The organism is Neobacillus sp. OS1-32, assembly GCF_030915425.1.
Lineage (GTDB): Bacteria > Bacillota > Bacilli > Bacillales > Cytobacillaceae > Neobacillus > Neobacillus paridis.
Window position 1 is genome coordinate 3,620,932 of record NZ_CP133263.1, and the last position, 15,617, is coordinate 3,636,548.

The 15,617-nt window shown below is 46.1% G+C and carries 16 protein-coding genes; 15 read left to right on the top strand and 1 reads right to left on the bottom strand.

Annotated elements, in window-relative coordinates:
* The first annotated feature begins 64 nt into the window (after positions 1 to 64).
* The 7 genes from atpD to nuoH all read left to right on the top strand — a co-directional run bounded on the left by atpD (position 65) and on the right by nuoH (position 7,181).
* Positions 65 to 1,486: a F0F1 ATP synthase subunit beta gene (atpD, locus tag RCG24_RS17965; protein WP_202653049.1), complete on the top strand. Its 1,422-nt coding sequence runs from the start codon at positions 65 to 67 to the stop codon at positions 1,484 to 1,486.
* Between the two features lie 21 nt (positions 1,487 to 1,507).
* Positions 1,508 to 1,915, top strand: coding sequence for a F0F1 ATP synthase subunit epsilon (locus RCG24_RS17970; RefSeq protein WP_202653015.1), 408 nt, complete (start codon positions 1,508 to 1,510; stop codon positions 1,913 to 1,915).
* An 831-nt stretch (positions 1,916 to 2,746) separates the two neighbouring features.
* Positions 2,747 to 3,121 carry an NADH-quinone oxidoreductase subunit A gene (locus RCG24_RS17975; protein WP_308077630.1) on the top strand — a complete coding sequence of 125 codons (375 nt, stop codon included), beginning with the start codon at positions 2,747 to 2,749 and terminating at the stop codon, positions 3,119 to 3,121.
* Positions 3,112 to 3,624, top strand: coding sequence for a NuoB/complex I 20 kDa subunit family protein (locus RCG24_RS17980; RefSeq protein ID WP_202653017.1), 513 nt, complete (start codon positions 3,112 to 3,114; stop codon positions 3,622 to 3,624). Before RCG24_RS17975 ends, RCG24_RS17980 begins: the two co-directional genes overlap by 10 nt.
* A 3-nt stretch (positions 3,625 to 3,627) precedes the next feature.
* The gene (locus tag RCG24_RS17985; RefSeq protein WP_202653018.1) at positions 3,628 to 5,073 is read left to right on the top strand and encodes an NADH-quinone oxidoreductase subunit C; all 1,446 of its coding nucleotides are present in this window, start codon (positions 3,628 to 3,630) and stop codon (positions 5,071 to 5,073) included.
* Positions 5,074 to 5,076: 3 nt separating this feature from the next.
* Complete coding sequence (locus RCG24_RS17990; RefSeq protein WP_202653019.1) at positions 5,077 to 6,177, top strand: NADH-quinone oxidoreductase subunit D; 1,101 nt, start codon at positions 5,077 to 5,079, stop codon at positions 6,175 to 6,177.
* Complete coding sequence (nuoH, locus tag RCG24_RS17995; protein ID WP_202653020.1) at positions 6,177 to 7,181, top strand: NADH-quinone oxidoreductase subunit NuoH; 1,005 nt, start codon at positions 6,177 to 6,179, stop codon at positions 7,179 to 7,181. The genes RCG24_RS17990 and nuoH overlap by 1 nt, the downstream gene beginning before the upstream one ends.
* A gap of 186 nt (positions 7,182 to 7,367) precedes the next feature.
* On the opposite strand, the gene RCG24_RS18000 is transcribed toward nuoH, so the two are convergent.
* A complete protein-coding gene (locus RCG24_RS18000; RefSeq protein ID WP_308077631.1) occupies positions 7,368 to 7,541 on the bottom strand; it encodes a hypothetical protein in 174 nt (57 codons plus the stop codon).
* Between the two features lie 57 nt (positions 7,542 to 7,598).
* On the opposite strand from RCG24_RS18000, the gene nuoI reads away from it, so the two are divergent.
* The 8 genes from nuoI to RCG24_RS18040 all read left to right on the top strand — a co-directional run bounded on the left by nuoI (position 7,599) and on the right by RCG24_RS18040 (position 15,602).
* Positions 7,599 to 8,024, top strand: a complete 426-nt coding sequence (gene nuoI, locus RCG24_RS18005) for an NADH-quinone oxidoreductase subunit NuoI (protein ID WP_308077632.1) — start codon at positions 7,599 to 7,601, stop codon at positions 8,022 to 8,024.
* Entirely contained in the window at positions 8,021 to 8,539 is a 519-nt protein-coding gene (locus RCG24_RS18010) for an NADH-quinone oxidoreductase subunit J (RefSeq protein ID WP_308077633.1), read from the top strand. The genes nuoI and RCG24_RS18010 overlap by 4 nt, the downstream gene beginning before the upstream one ends.
* Positions 8,536 to 8,850, top strand: coding sequence for an NADH-quinone oxidoreductase subunit NuoK (nuoK, locus tag RCG24_RS18015; protein ID WP_202653023.1), 315 nt, complete (start codon positions 8,536 to 8,538; stop codon positions 8,848 to 8,850). The genes RCG24_RS18010 and nuoK overlap by 4 nt, the downstream gene beginning before the upstream one ends.
* A 182-nt stretch (positions 8,851 to 9,032) precedes the next feature.
* On the top strand, positions 9,033 to 10,898 hold the full coding sequence (nuoL, locus tag RCG24_RS18020) for an NADH-quinone oxidoreductase subunit L (protein ID WP_202653050.1): 1,866 nt from the start codon (positions 9,033 to 9,035) through the stop codon (positions 10,896 to 10,898).
* Positions 10,895 to 12,403 (top strand): NADH-quinone oxidoreductase subunit M, encoded by a 1,509-nt coding sequence (locus RCG24_RS18025; protein WP_308077634.1) that lies wholly within the window; start codon positions 10,895 to 10,897, stop codon positions 12,401 to 12,403. Before nuoL ends, RCG24_RS18025 begins: the two co-directional genes overlap by 4 nt.
* A gap of 6 nt (positions 12,404 to 12,409) precedes the next feature.
* Complete coding sequence (gene nuoN / locus RCG24_RS18030) at positions 12,410 to 13,924, top strand: NADH-quinone oxidoreductase subunit NuoN (RefSeq protein WP_202653025.1); 1,515 nt, start codon at positions 12,410 to 12,412, stop codon at positions 13,922 to 13,924.
* Positions 13,925 to 14,158: 234 nt separating this feature from the next.
* Positions 14,159 to 14,395 carry a DUF1146 family protein gene (locus RCG24_RS18035; RefSeq protein WP_202653026.1) on the top strand — a complete coding sequence of 79 codons (237 nt, stop codon included), beginning with the start codon at positions 14,159 to 14,161 and terminating at the stop codon, positions 14,393 to 14,395.
* A 409-nt stretch (positions 14,396 to 14,804) separates the two neighbouring features.
* Complete coding sequence (locus RCG24_RS18040) at positions 14,805 to 15,602, top strand: YwmB family TATA-box binding protein (protein WP_308077635.1); 798 nt, start codon at positions 14,805 to 14,807, stop codon at positions 15,600 to 15,602.
* The last annotated feature ends 15 nt before the right edge of the window (positions 15,603 to 15,617 follow it).

Below are 15,617 nucleotides of genomic sequence, written 5' to 3' on the forward strand. Positions count from 1 at the left end.
GGATGAACCAGGTTCATTTTTCAAGCAGCTTTGTTTGGAAAAAGTAAGTTAGGAGGGAAAAATGATGAGCAAAGGACATGTTCTTCAGGTTATGGGTCCGGTTGTTGACGTGAAGTTCGAAAACGGTTATCTTCCAGAGATCTATAATGCGCTGAAAATCGTGAAGAAAGCGCAAAATGAATCTGAAGTGGATATTAACTTAACCCTTGAAGTAGCCCTTCATTTAGGTGATGATACCGTTCGTGCCATTGCGATGGCATCTACTGATGGTTTGACTCGCGGTTTGGAGGTAGAAGATACCGGTGCACCGATTTCGGTACCGGTTGGGGACCCAACATTGGGCCGTGTATTTAATGTTTTAGGTGACGTTGTTGACTTGAAGGAAGAGATTCCAGCAAGTGCCCGTCGTGATCCGATTCACCGCGAAGCACCAACGTTTGAGGATCTTTCGACTGAAGTTGAAATTTTGGAAACCGGTATTAAAGTTGTTGACTTGCTGGCTCCATACATTAAGGGTGGTAAGATCGGCCTGTTCGGTGGTGCCGGTGTAGGTAAAACCGTTCTTATTCAGGAGTTAATTCACAATATTGCCCAAGAGCACGGCGGTATTTCTGTATTCGCCGGTGTAGGTGAGCGGACTCGTGAAGGGAACGACCTTTATTGGGAAATGACCGATTCTGGTGTTATCAAGAAAACAGCGATGGTTTTCGGTCAGATGAACGAGCCGCCAGGTGCCCGGATGCGCGTTGCCCTGACTGGTTTAACAATGGCGGAGTATTTCCGTGATGAGCAAGGACAAGACGTGTTGTTCTTTATCGATAATATCTTCCGTTTCACCCAGGCAGGTTCCGAGGTTTCAGCGCTGTTAGGCCGTATGCCATCTGCCGTTGGTTACCAGCCGACACTTGCTACTGAAATGGGTAAATTACAAGAACGGATTACTTCGACGAAAAAAGGTTCAGTTACATCGATTCAAGCGATTTACGTACCTGCCGACGACTATACTGACCCGGCTCCGGCGACCACATTCGCCCACCTTGATGCAACGACCAACCTTGAGCGTAAGCTTTCCGAAATGGGGATCTATCCTGCGGTGGATCCGCTTGCTTCAACTTCTCGTGCTTTGGCACCTGAGATCGTTGGCGAAGAGCATTACAATGTTGCTCGCCAAGTGCAGCAAACATTACAAAAATATCGTGAATTACAGGACATCATCGCCATTCTTGGTATGGATGAGCTTTCTGATGAAGATAAACTGGTTGTTGCCCGTGCCCGTCGGATTCAGAACTTCTTATCACAAAACTTCCACGTGGCTGAACAGTTTACTGGCCAGCCGGGTTCATATGTACCGGTTAAAGAAACGGTTCGCGGCTTTAAGGAAATCCTTGAAGGGAAGTATGACCACCTTCCAGAGGATGCCTTCCGTCTTGTTGGCCGGATCGAAGAAGTGGTTGAGGCCGCAAAACGTATGGGTGTAGAGGTCTAATCCAGCCAGGGAGGGTAAAAAATGAAGACGATTAAAGTCAGTGTTGTAACTCCCGATGGTCCGGTGTATGAATCAGATGTGGAAATGGTGAGTACGAAGGCTAAATCAGGTGAACTCGGTATTTTACCAGGTCACGTGCCATTGGTAGCACCGCTTGAAATTGGTTCTGTTCGTTTAAAGAAGGATGGAAAGACTGAATTTGTCGCTGTCAGCGGCGGTTTTCTAGAAGTCCGTCCTGATCAGGTAACGGTTCTGGCCCAATCGGCAGAGAAGTCTGAAGATATTGACGTGGAACGCGCCTTAAGGGCTAAGGAGCGTGCCGAGCAGCGCCTGCGCGAGCAGAAGCAGGATAATATTGATTTCAAACGCGCTGAGCTCGCCTTGAGACGTGCTGTCAATCGGATTACGGTAGCAGAACGTAAATATTAATTGTAGGAATAAAATGGGCTCCTCTGGCCGGCAAATAAAACGCCGCACCCCGAGGGGCCTTTTATGTGTGTGACTGGCAGCGCCGAGTGCAGGCCGTTTTGATGAAGAAATTTCTACAGAACTTCTTTGTGCTGGATAAAGGTAAACTGTTTGGAGATCATTGGTAAAGTTCTTATATAAGAAGGATGAAGGACAAAGATGTTGTAAAAATGAGGCAACTGTCCCATAGAAGGGGTCTTTGGGACAAAACGTCAAGATCAAACGGAGAAACTGTACCATAGGCATAGTTTGATTGCAAAAGCTCCAATCCAGGATAACACAATCTGATAATACTTCGCATGAAACTGGACATTTAGAATATGATGATAGGGAAACCTAATAATGAATATTTTCCTTATTTTCATGTTGGTATACTTTAAAATTTTTCAAAGGTTGATAAACCTCACTGACTTAGGCATGGTTTTGTTTTTAAATAGAGTTATCGAATTTATTAGGGCTATTATGGTACATACGAACCTCTTGGTTTCTGGCTCATGAAGAAGTCCCACAGCACGTTCTCAGCGAGCAGTGAGGGTGGGAACATGGACTCCAAACCAGTGTGGTGGAAACATGAAATTTTGCCTCTAAATATTTCCTATCGAGACTTGCGAAAGTTTTTCAAATGGGGCTTTTGTGAGCGAGATCTACATACCTATTTTGGATAATTTCGCGGCGGGCAGAATTCCAATTTTTAAATGGATTTGGTTTGTCGACACAAGTTTGTAACAATGTTATAATGAATTCGGTTACAATATTCGTAAGTGTTAAAATATTCAACTTGGAGGGGATGGCATGGAACTTTTAAATGTATATCAGAATAATTATCTGATAGTTTTTGTGTTCCTGTGTCTCGGAATTTTGCTACCGGTGGTGGCGCTATTTTTGGGAAAGCTTCTGCGTCCGTATAAGCCAAGTGCGGAGAAGTATACCACATATGAGAGCGGGATTGATCCGTTTCACGATTCTCGTGTACAGTTCAATGTCCGCTATTATATTTTTGCCCTGATGTTTGTTATTTTTGATGTAGAAACAGTGTTTTTATATCCATGGGCAGTTGCTTATGATAAGCTAGGTGTTTTTGCTTTGATTGAAATGGTGTTATTCGTCATTATGCTTTTAATCGGCCTAGTATATGCTTGGAAAAAGAAGGTGCTACGATGGATTTAAAAGTAGATGGCATTACCGATTTGGAAATGGAAGAGTTAAAAAGAAATGTATTTTTGACGACGCTGGAGCAAGTGAAAGGGTGGGCGCGAAGCAGTTCAATCTACCCGGTGACATTTGGTCTGGCTTGTTGTGCGATTGAAATGATGGGCGTGGGTGCAGCTCACTACGACTTGGACCGATTTGGGTCGTTTTTCCGGCCGTCACCACGACAATCCGATTGCATGATTGTTTCGGGAACAGTAACAAAGAAAATGGCTCCAATTTTGAGGCGTCTTTATGACCAGATGCCGGAGCCAAAGTGGGTAATCGCGATGGGATCGTGCGCAACTGCGGGCGGGCCGTATGTGAAATCGTACTCCGTTGTTAAAGGTGTTGATCAAATTGTCCCTGTAGATGTATATATCCCTGGATGCCCTCCGAATCCGGCCGCGTTAATATATGGAATCAACAAATTAAAGGAAAAAATCAAATATGAAGCGAAGACTGGGAAGAAGGTGATCTAGTCGATGAGCGGGGAAAAAGATCTTGAGCAATTGAAGCGGGAGGCCGCGGAAAAAGCGAAAGCCGCAGCGCTGGCGAAGCGACAGGCAAAGGCTGCAGCGGAAGCAGGTCAATCACAGGAAGTGCCGAAGCAAGTTGAGCCCGAGCAAAAGCCGTCAGAGCCTGAAAAAACTGCAGCAGCATCGGCTGGTGACGCCGATGATCTGGCAAAGAAAAAAGCGGCAGCAGCCGCAAAGGCAAAAGCGGCGGCACTAGCGAAAAAGAAACGCGAAGGGATCGTAGACGAGGAACCGGCGTCAGAAACAGTAGCGGAAGCAAGTGCCGGAGAAACTGACGATCTGGCGAAGAAAAAAGCAGCAGCAGCCGCAAAGGCAAAAGCGGCGGCATTAGCGAAAAAGAAACGCGAAGGAATCGTGGACGAGGAACCGGCGTCAGAAACAGCAGCGGAAACAAGTGGCGGAGACGCCGACGATCTGGCAAAGAAAAAAGCGGCAGCAGTCGCAAAGGCAAAAGCGGCGGCACTAGCGAAAAAGAAACGCGAAGGAATCACAGACGAGGAACCGGCGTCAGAAACAGTAGCGGAAGCAAGTGGCGGAGACGCTGACGATCTGGCAAAGAAAAAAGCAGCAGCAGTAGCGAAAGCAAAAGCGGCGGCCGCCGCAAAACGAAAAGCAATGGAACTTGCCGGTGGAGCCGCAGCCGACGGTGACAGTGCCCCGGCAGGCGACGATGCGAAGGCAAAAGCAGCGGCCGCCGCAAAAGCCAAGGCCGCAGCAGCAGCCAAAGCGAAAGCAGCCGCGAAAGCAAAAGCCAGCACAGACGGAGCAGCAGCGGGTGATGATGAAAAAGCCAAAGCGATTGCCGCAGCCAAAGCGAAGGCGAAAGCAGCCGCAGCAGCCAAAGCCAAAGCCGCAGCAGCAGCAAAAGGCGGTGCGACAGCAGCAGATACTGATGCTGCGGAAGCCAAACCATCACCAAACCAGCCATACCTTGACAAGTATGTGAAGGTCATTGAAGAAAACTTGGGTTCCGATGTTTTGGAAGATTTTTATATTAATAAACTCTCAAAGGATGTTCCAACATTAGTCGTTAAACGGGAGGCCTATTATAAACTGGCTCAATTTTTGAAATTTAATGAGCTGTTAGGGTTTGATTACTTATCAGAGCTTCATGGTACTGATTTTCAAACACATATGGAAGTTTATCTTCACTTATTCTCGTTTAAAAACCGCCAATCTGTTGCGGTAAAAGTAAAGATTGACCGTGACGACCCGGCAATCGAATCGGTACAGCCGATTTGGGCAGGGGCAGAGTGGCCGGAATGTGAGGCCTACGATTTATTAGGCATTAAGTTTACCGGGCATCCGAATTTACGCCGAATTTTCCTCGGCGAAGAATGGATTGGCTATCCACTGAGAAAAGATTATGAGCCGTATGATGTGGAGGTGTAGCCAGTGATTAGAACAGAAGAAATGGTCCTGAACGTAGGACCGCAGCATCCAAGTACCCACGGAGTTTTTCGGCTTGTGGTACACCTGGACGGGGAATTGATCACCAAGGCAGAGCCTGTAATCGGCTATCTGCACCGCGGGACGGAAAAATTAGCGGAAAACTTGCAATATACGCAGATAATTCCCTATACCGACCGGATGGACTACCTGTCATCGATGACAAACAACTACGTGCTTTGCCATGCGGTGGAAACCATGATGGGGATTCAGGTGCCGGAACGCGCGGATTACTTACGGATCATCGCAATGGAATTAAACCGTGTAGCCAGCCATCTTGTTTGGTGGGGGACATATTTGCTTGACCTTGGGGCAACAAGTCCCTTCATTTATATGTTCCGTGAACGGGAAATGATTATCAATTTGCTGAATGAACTCTCGGGCGGTCGCTTAACCTTCAACTATATGCGGGTTGGCGGGGTCAAGTGGGACGCACCGGAGGGCTGGATTGAAAAAGTTAAAGAGTTTATCCCTTATATGAGGGAACAAGTCAAGGGCTACCATACCCTTGTCAGCGGCAATGAAATTTTTCTCAATCGGGTTACTGGAATCGGCAAGTACACAAAGGAAGATGCGCTTAACTACTCTCTGAGCGGGGCAAACCTTCGCTGTACAGGCGTAAATTGGGATCTGCGCAAAAACGAGCCGTACTCCATTTATGACCGGTTTGATTTCGATGTCATCACCGAAGAAGGCGGCGATATTTTATCACGTTACAAAGTTCGGACAAGGGAAATCGAAGAGTCATTGAAAATTTTAGAGCAGGCTGTCGAGCAATTCCCGGCTGATGGAGCAATTATGGCGAAAGTGCCAAAAATCATCAAGCCACCGAAAGGGGAAGCGTTTGTCCGAATCGAAGCGCCGCGGGGAGAAATAGGCTGCTACATTAGCAGTACAGGTCAGAAAGAACCGTACCGCTTGAAATTTAGAAGACCATCATTCTACAATCTGCAAATTCTTCCGAAGCTATTAGAGGGAGAAAATATTGCAAATATGATCGCAATTTTAGGAGCAATTGACATTGTTCTCGGAGAGGTGGACGGCTGATGATTGAAGAAATGCTCCATTCCAGTCCCGGCCTGTACAACTTTATTATCTACTTTATCTTTGCCTTGGTTTTATTGCTAGTTGTACTGGGTTTCGTAACCTACTCAATTTTGGCAGAGCGGAAGGTTATGGGTTACATGCAAAACCGGCACGGCCCAAACCAAGTCGGCGGCCGCTTTGGACTGTTGCAAACCGTTGCTGACGTTCTGAAGCTTTTACTAAAAGAGGATATTATCCCGAAGGTAGCTGACAAGCCGCTGTTCATCATTGCACCGGTCATCGCCTTTGCACCATCGTTTATGGTTCTGGCAACGATTCCGTTTACAGATCGGTTCCAATTTGCTGACCTGAATGTCGGACTCCTGTATTATGTGGCGATTTCCGGAATGACCGTATTTGGCGTACTACTGGGCGGCTGGGCTTCGAACAATAAGTACTCTCTATTAGGGGGAGCGCGGGCGACAGCGCAGATGATTTCCTATGAAATCCCACTCGTTATGTCCGTATTGGGTATTATTTTACTATCAGGCAGTCTGAACTTGAATGATATCGTGCATGCGCAAAAGCATGGCTGGTTTATTTTATTGCAGCCGATTGCCTTTTTGGTATTTTTAACAGCATCGACTGCAGAACTTAGCCGGACACCGTTTGACTTGCCGGAATCAGAGTCGGAGCTTGTTGCTGGATACCACGTTGAGTATTCCGGTTTCCGCTGGGCGTTCTTTATGCTGGCGGAATATGTCTATTTATTTGCCATGACGGCATTAGTGACCGTATTGTTCTTTGGCGGCTGGCTGGCGCCAGTTAGTTTCTTGAGCTTTATTCCAGGATCCGTCTGGTTTGCACTTAAATTCAGCGCCGTGCTGTTCGTTTACCTATGGTTCCGAAGCACGTTCCCGCGGATGCGTGCCGACAAGTTGATGGAGTTCGCCTGGAAAGTACTCATGCCAATTGCACTCGCGAACATCATGTTGACGGCATTGATAAAGTCACTGTTTTTCTAAAAAGTGGTGCTTTAAAAATGTAAAACGCCAATTGGGGAGAAAAGTGCCAATTGAAGAGTGCTATCCGACAATAGGCAGTTGCCAAACGCCAATTGGAGAGAGTATTCCGCTAATTAGGGAGGGGAAACGCCCATTGGCAAGGGAAAAGTGCCAATTGAGTGATATTTTCCGCCAATTGAAAGCTGTTTATCGCCAATTGGAGAGAGTTTTGCGCCAATTGGGGAGGGAAAACGCCAATTGAAATGGCTTTTCCGCCAATTGACCGGTGTTACCCGCCAATTGACACAGCTCAAGCGCCAATTGAGCGATATTTTGCGCCAATTGCAGCGGATAACGCCAATTAGGAGGCACTTGCGCCAATTGATTTTTGGAAAAATAAGAATTTACGTTTGAAAATTTTTTAAAGGGGTGAACAACGTGCTTGGAACTGGATTAGCTAAAGGCTTGAAGTATACCCTAAAACAGTTAACGCGTGAAAAGGTAACGTATGATTATCCGAATGAACCGCTACCACTGCCGGACCGGTTCCGTGGGATTCAGAAGTTCTATCCGGAAAAATGTATTGTCTGTAACCAGTGTGCTAATATCTGTCCGACGGACTGCATCCAGTTAACCGGGAAGAAGCATCCGGACCCGACGAAAAAGGGAAAAATCATTGATACGTATGATATTAATTTTGAAATCTGCATCCTTTGTGATTTATGTACAGAGGTTTGCCCAACTGAAGCCATTGTCATGACTAATAACTTTGAGCTCGCTGAATACAGCCGTGACATGTTATTTAAGAACCTGGAGTGGCTTGATGAAAATGATGAAAACATACGGCAGGTGAATAAACCATGACCTTCTCAGGTGAATTTTTCGCATTCATGGCCCTTGCACTTGTGGCGATCATCGGCGGCGTGCTTTTATTAAATCTGAATAAAGTCGTTCACATGGTCGTGGCTTTGATTTTCACCTTCGTCAGTATTGCTGGAATTTATATCCTCTTGTCCGCGGAATTTGTCGCGGCCGTGCAGGTACTTATCTATTCCGGAGCCATCACGATCATCGTGCTGTTTGGCATCATGTTAACAAAGCCATATGACGATAGTGAAGCAAAAACAGGAAAATGGAGAAAGATTCTCGTCTTTCTCGGTGTTGTCGGGTTTGCCTTTGCGGTTTATCTCGGAATTTATCATTTCGATATCCAGCAGGTTCCAACAACGCTACATGAAGACAATGTACTGCAAATTGGCAAGGCATTGTACACGAAGTATATTATTCCATTTGAATTTGTCTCGGTATTATTACTAGCAGCTCTTATAGGGGCAATTATTTTAGCAAAACGAGAGGATAAGGAGGCGGATAAGCAATGAGTTCGGTTCCCGCTTCAGCCTTTCTGGCATTGGCACTGATTCTATTCTGCATCGGTTTGTACGGTGCGTTGACAAAAAGAAATACCGTCATTGTCTTAATTTCAATTGAGTTGATGCTGAATGCCGTCAATATTAATTTGGTAACCTTTAGTAAATACGGCTTAAGTCCATCAATCGATGGGCAGATCTTTGCCCTCTTTGCCATGGCCGTCGCCGCGGCGGAAGCCGCTGTCGGTCTAGCAATCTTAATGGCGCTGTACCGCAACAAAAAAACTGTCCATATCGACGAAATGAACGAAATGAAACACTAGAAAACCTTTAAGGTGTCACCACCCTCTGCTAATCACGGCGCAATAGCAGGGAATGAGACAGGGAATAAAGGCAATTGGTTAATTTAACCAAACTGTACGCCGTGGGTGGACAAATCACGCGAATTGTCCACGAGTGGTGCCTGACACCCATTGACACCCATTTGAAAAGGGGATTTGATAAGATGGAAAATGCATGGCTGATACCGCTTTTCCCGTTATTATCGTTTTTGCTCCTTCTGCTGATCGGTAAAAGATTGAAGGAGGCGAGCGCGTATGTGGGGATTCTGATGACGCTGGCGTCGCTCGTTTTCTCCATTCTCGTCTTGTTGGAGCGCTTTTCAGAGCCGACGTACTTATATAGGTTTGACTGGCTCACGATCGGGGAAATGCACTTAACAGCGGGCTTTGAAGTGAACCAATTAAATGCACTAATGCTGTTTATTGTTTCGCTCGTTAGTTTCCTGGTACATACCTATTCCAAGGGCTATATGCATGGAGACGAGCGGTTTCACGTATTTTATGCCTATTTAGGGCTATTTACCTTTGCAATGTTGGGCCTTGTGATCTCGCCTAACATTCTGCAAACGTATATTTTCTGGGAACTGGTTGGTCTAGGTTCCTTCCTATTAATCGGTTTCTACTATTATAAAGAAGAAGCGAAGGCGGCTGCGAAAAAAGCCTTCATCATGACCCGGATCGGCGACGTTGGCCTGCTAATCGGGATGATTCTGCTATTCTGGCAAACCAATAGCTTCGAATATAGTGAAATTTTTAAAGCTGTCGAAGCCGGTGCCATTTCTAACACCATGATTACCTTAACGGCGATCTTGATTTTTATCGGGGCAATTGGGAAATCTGGTCAGTTCCCGCTCCATACCTGGCTTCCGGATGCGATGGAAGGTCCGACACCGGTTTCGGCCCTTATCCACGCCGCGACCATGGTTGCCGCTGGGGTGTATTTAGTAGCTGCCCTGTTCCCATTGTTTTTGGCGAGTAAAACGGCGCTCATGACCGTTGCCGTCATCGGTGGGTTTACGGCAATTTTTGCCGCCAGCATCGGATTGGTGCAGACGGATATTAAACGGGTGCTTGCATACTCGACCGTCAGCCAGCTTGGCTACATGATGCTCGCACTTGGATCGGCCGGATATGTTGCCGGTGTGTTCCACTTAATGACACACGCGTTTTTTAAAGCATTATTATTCCTTGCCGCCGGTTCCGTGATCCATGCGGTGCATACGCAGAACATTGAGGAAATGGGCGGGCTTTGGAAAAAACTGAAGTTTACCGCACCGCTGTTTTTAATCGGAACACTGGCGATCAGCGGGGTGCCGGGGTTATCCGGCTTCTTCAGTAAAGATGAAATTTTAGTGGCCGCATGGGAAGGCGGACATCCGGTTCTCTTCCTGCTGGCGCTCATCGCCGCGTTCATGACGGCGTTCTATATGTTCCGCTTGTTCTTCATGGTGTTCACTGGGGAAAACCGCGGCAAGCAAACCCATGTGCACGAGTCACCATCAACGATGACCCTGCCGATGCTGCTGCTCGGGATCCTCGCAGTTGTCGCCGGTTATGTCAATACACCTTGGTTCGGCTCATTTCTTGGCGACTGGCTGACCGATGGCAATCCAGTACTAGGACATGGTCATATCGAAGGACCAGCCTGGATCATGGCTGCTGCCACGATTGTGTCTTTGGCGGGAATTCTATTAGCCTACTTAATCTACGGCAAACGTTCGATTGCCCCTGATTGGCTCAGCGGAAAAGGCGACATGCTGCACACAGTTTTATACAACAAATATTATATCGACGAATTTTATCAGATGACCGTTGTTGCCTTTGTTACAGGCTTCAGCTATTTATTGCGCTTCATTGACGTCTTCATTGTTGAAGGAATTATCAAGGGCGTCACCGGAATCATCCAAGGCCTTGGAAAACTGGGCTCGAAAATGCAAACCGGACAAGTGCAAACGTACGGTGCCGTGGCCTTTGTCGGACTGGCCGTGCTCGTGGTCATCTATGCATTAACAGGGGGGTACTTACGATGAATTTACACGCAGTCTTGTCACTCTTAGTATTCTCCCCGTTAGTAGGGATTATTGTTCTGGCAATCCTGCCAAAATCGCAGGAAATCGCCATCAAGGCCGTCGGTTTTTTAGCGACATTGCCGCCGCTTGCTTTATCATTAGCTGTTTACGCGCATTATCTTGCCGGCAAAAGTCTAAGCGATTTTTCCGTATCCGTTCCTTGGATTCAGTTTCGCGGCTTACAGCCGGACGAACCGGCCTATGCCGTTAACTACGAGCTAGCCATCAGCGGCTTCCAGCTTTTGCTCGTCGTCCTCACGTCGGTCGTTTCGACACTGGCGGCTCTAGGTGCGTGCAGGTTTATCAAAAAAGAATGGAAAGGCTATTTCATGCTCTTCCTTCTTTTAGTGACCGGGATGCTCGGTGTATTTACAGCGGAGAACATGGTGCTGTTCTTTATTTTCTTTGAAGTGACGTTAATCCCAACCTTCTTCCTAATCGGGAAATGGGGTTATTTTGAAAAAGAAAAAGCAGCTTTCAGTTTCTTAATTTATAACGGTTTTGGTTCTGCCGTGTTGTTGATTGTGATTATGATTCTGCTGGAAAAAACCGGAACAACCAATATTGTAATGTTAAAGGAAATCATTGCGGACCCGTCCGTGGGGCTATCGGCCGACTTTAAGCTGGGGCTGTTCATTGCCTTGCTCATAGCCTTCGGGGTCAAACTGCCGATTTTTCCATTGCACAGCTGGATGCTGCGCGTGCACGTTCAGGCACCGCCATCCGTTGTGATGATACACTCCGGTATTTTGTTAAAAATTGGTGCCTACGGTTTAATCCGCTTTGGCATGGGAATTTTCCCAGATCAGTTTAAACAGCTGGCGGTATTGCTTGCGATCCTTGGCGTGATTAATCTGCTTTACGGGGCGTTTCTGGCATTTATTCAAACAGACTTTAAAATGGTGTTGGCTTATTCCTCGATTTCCCACATGGGAATCGTGTTGATGGGACTTGCCGCGATGAACGAAGCCGGGATTCAAGGGGCGATTTTCCAAGTGGTATCGCACGGCTTGATATCAGCGCTGCTGTTCTTCCTTGTCGGCGTATTGTACGAGCGGACGGAAACATCGCTCATCGGCAATCTTGGCGGCTTGGCAAAAGGGATGCCGCTTACCGCTGGCTTCCTGCTGGCTGCGGCGATGGCATCACTTGGTCTTCCGGGAATGTCAGGGTTTGTCAGCGAGTTCATGGCCTTCTTAGGTCTGTTTAAAGTTGAGCCGTGGATTGCCGCCGTCGGGTCAATCGGAATTATCATGACAGCCGTCTACCTGCTCCGCGCCGTTCTTGGCATGACCTTTGGCAAAGCATTCCGTGACTTTGACGGGGTGCTCGATCTGCGCGGCCTGGAATTGGTCCCGGTGCTTGTGCTGATGCTGTTGATTGTGTTAATTGGTGTTTACCCAAGTGTCCTGAGTTCACCGCTTCAAGCCACACTTGAGACTATCATGCTTGGGTTAGGAGGGTGATTAGGATTGAGTCTTGAGTCATTTCAACAACTAAACTGGAGCATCATGACACCGGAATTTCTAATCCTCGGTGTGATTGCCATCTTGGTGTTAATGGATTTATTTATGCCGAAGCATATGGATCGAAAAATGATTGGCTGGATCGGGATCGTTGCCATTTTGGCGGCAATGGTCGCAACGGCTTCGATGGTCGGCGGACCGGTTGAGTCGATTTTGCACGACACGTTCCGGATTGACAGCTTTGCGCTTGCTTTTAAACTGCTGCTGCTTGGCGGCGGGGCGCTTGTGCTATTTTTAGCGGTCAGCTATGAACCAAAGGACGGCGTTGAGCGCTATCAAGCTGAGTTCTATTATTTGTTCATGACAGCCTTGCTCGGGGCGATGTTGATGACCTCCAGCGGTGATCTGATTACGCTTTACATTGGGCTTGAGCTGCTCTCCATTCCTTCTTATATTTTAGCGGGAATTCGCAAATTTCATTCCCAGTCCAATGAATCGGCGATGAAATATGTCATCAATGGCAGTATTTCTTCCGCAATTACCTTGTTCGGGATGAGTTATGTGTATGGTTTAACCGGGACAACCAATTTGCTGGACATGGCCAGCAAGCTGGCAACGCTGTCTGACAGCAACCATGTCTACTTGCTGACCTTGGCATTTTTGATGATTGTCGTGGGCTTAGGCTTTAAATTGGCGGCTGCACCGTTCCATATGTGGGCCCCTGACGTTTACCAAGGTGCTCCAACACCGGTAACCGCCTTCTTGAGTGTTGTTTCAAAAACAGCGGGTTTTGTGATTGTGATTCGCATTCTGCTGACGGTGTTTGGCTTTGCCGCTACCGACGGACAAGGCTCGATTCCAATTTTATACAACATGCAAAACTATCTGGCCGTGATCGCCGCCGCAACGATGATTATCGGTAACGTCGTGGCCTTAAAGCAGACGGACATTAAACGGCTGTTTGCATATTCCAGTATCGCTCACGCCGGTTACTTATTAGTCGCATTTACGGCGCTGACCCCGAATATGTTTTATTCGATCTGGTTCTATTTGCTGGCTTATTTGCTGATGAACCTTGGGGCATTTGCGATTATTCAGGTTGTGACGGAAAAAGCCGGCTCTACGAAAATTACTGAATTTGCTGGCTTATATCGCCGCTCTCCGGTGCTGGCAGTGTCAATGGGAATACTACTCATTTCCTTGGCAGGCTTCCCGGGAACAGCAGGCTTTATCGGTAAATTAAATATTTTCCTTGGCGCGCTCTATGCCGAACCGGGACATTATCTGCTGGCATCGATCATGATTGCTGCCACCGTTGTGTCATATTTCTACTATTTCGGAATCATGACGCAAATATTCTTCCGTCCGGCAGCTGATAACAGTAAATTTAATATTCCATTCGGTATTGTCGTTGTATTGCTTGTCGCGGTCGTTGGTTCAGTCCTGTTCGGCATCCTGCCAAACATCGCCTTCGACTTCTTGCAAAACAATCTCGACATCATCGCCGACTTCTTCAAATAGAAAAAGCAAGGCCAAAATTACAAGCCGACCGCACCCCTTATTACGGTGCAGCCGGCTTTTTAACATGTCATGATTTTGTCATGTTTGCAATAATAATTTAAAAATTTTAGAAACAATTCCCATTTTTGTTCGTCTATATGGTAGAATAGTCATTGTGTGTGGAGAAATTTATATAAGCTTTTGTTAATGGAGATTGCTATTGGTGACTGAATCATTGTAAAGGGGGGCAACAGAATGATAAATGATTTTGGGCAGACCGCATTGCTGGGGATCCTGTCTCACTTAGTATTTATCGCCATTTCCTGGTGGGCGTTGCAAGCATTTAACCTAGAAAAATTGCTGCGGCCCAATCGTGTCTTTCAAGCACGGTTGCTGTACATATTATTGGCGATTTTCATTGGATCATCTGTTAGTAACTTTTTCCTTGATTATCTTCAGTGGTCAAGGCAATTACCGCTCATTTTTCAATAGGAAAATATTGCTATTGCGTTAAGACTATTCAACATTTCTGACATTTTTGTGACAGGTCAGTGATAAACACGGAATTAAGTGAAAATGGAAAAAATTTAGGTCTAAGTATGTGTTCCCATTTCTTAATAAATTGAGTACAATCATCATTGTGTGGAAAAACGATATGAATAGGATTGTAAAAGAATCGCTTGAGAACACATAAAAAAATTTCTATGATAAACTTGTCAGACGTATTACAACTATGAACAGACAGCGGAAAATTTTGGTACAAACACAGATTAGGTCATTGCAAGAGTAAATTTTTACCAGCCGAAAAGACCCTGCTCTGGAGTTTGTCTAAAAGTGACGATAATTCCCAAGTATGCTCTCATTCTCCTTGGAAACACTGGTAGTAAGGGGGAGAAGAGAGATGAAAGGAAATTTTTTATGCCTGATAATCCTAATATGTTTAATCCTGGTTGTAATTGGGAACCAGCAAACCGAGGCAGTCGGGGGCCTGAATTTGTTTCAAACTGAAAAATCCAGCGGCGCAGGCGGAACACTTTTTCCAACGGAAAGTGTCAACGATTTAGCGAAAATCGGCTTGATCCTTCATCACGAACATATTCTGCTAAAAAGTTGGTCTTTCTATGCACGCGAACAATTAACAGGCTTCAAAAGTGAAAAAGAAGTACAGGAATACGCGAATAGGCTTCAACGAAGGTTTCCCACATGGGACTGGGCGATTCACAAAACCGCACAAAAGTGGGAAATAACAGCGGTATCTCCAACATCTCAACACCACAATGAAATGCTTCAAATTATGGCAACCCACACAAAACAACCTATTAATGCGTATATTATTTATCGTGTGAGTGGAAAAGAGTGGAACAAGCCAGCGGCAGCTTTTTTCACGACCGAAGATTTTAAACATAAGCTATCTGGCATATTTCGGGGAAAACCGACAGTTTTTTCTTGTATGGAAGGCAAAGTCAGTGATAAGATTGAATCGTCTGTAATGAAGACAGTGGATGCATTATTAACCAGTTTTGACGCAAAAGAAATCGAGTCCCTGAAAGAGGAGACATTCCTATCAGTTTCGGCTGCATCACCAAAATTTATCAATTCTATTGGGAAAATGAATTTACAAATTGGTGCGCGTTCCGAAGGATTGGGCGTTGGGACAACCATTATCGTAGGAACACCTATTATTACGATTGAATATTAATATAGAGAAAATGGA

Bases quoted from the DNA above. Each gene is read 5' to 3' on its own strand.
- RCG24_RS17975 (WP_308077630.1), top strand. From the start codon at position 2,747: ATGGAACTTTTAAATGTATATCAGAATAATTATCTGATAGTTTTTGTG.
- RCG24_RS17980 (WP_202653017.1), top strand. From the start codon at position 3,112: ATGGATTTAAAAGTAGATGGCATTACCGATTTGGAAATGGAAGAGTTA.
- RCG24_RS17970 (WP_202653015.1), top strand. From the start codon at position 1,508: ATGAAGACGATTAAAGTCAGTGTTGTAACTCCCGATGGTCCGGTGTAT.
- nuoH (WP_202653020.1), top strand. From the start codon at position 6,177: ATGATTGAAGAAATGCTCCATTCCAGTCCCGGCCTGTACAACTTTATT.
- RCG24_RS18010 (WP_308077633.1), top strand. From the start codon at position 8,021: ATGACCTTCTCAGGTGAATTTTTCGCATTCATGGCCCTTGCACTTGTG.
- nuoK (WP_202653023.1), top strand. From the start codon at position 8,536: ATGAGTTCGGTTCCCGCTTCAGCCTTTCTGGCATTGGCACTGATTCTA.
- RCG24_RS18040 (WP_308077635.1), top strand. From the start codon at position 14,805: ATGAAAGGAAATTTTTTATGCCTGATAATCCTAATATGTTTAATCCTG.
- RCG24_RS18035 (WP_202653026.1), top strand. From the start codon at position 14,159: ATGATAAATGATTTTGGGCAGACCGCATTGCTGGGGATCCTGTCTCAC.
- atpD (WP_202653049.1), top strand. From the start codon at position 65: ATGAGCAAAGGACATGTTCTTCAGGTTATGGGTCCGGTTGTTGACGTG.
- RCG24_RS18025 (WP_308077634.1), top strand. From the start codon at position 10,895: ATGAATTTACACGCAGTCTTGTCACTCTTAGTATTCTCCCCGTTAGTA.
- nuoL (WP_202653050.1), top strand. From the start codon at position 9,033: ATGGAAAATGCATGGCTGATACCGCTTTTCCCGTTATTATCGTTTTTG.
- RCG24_RS17985 (WP_202653018.1), top strand. From the start codon at position 3,628: ATGAGCGGGGAAAAAGATCTTGAGCAATTGAAGCGGGAGGCCGCGGAA.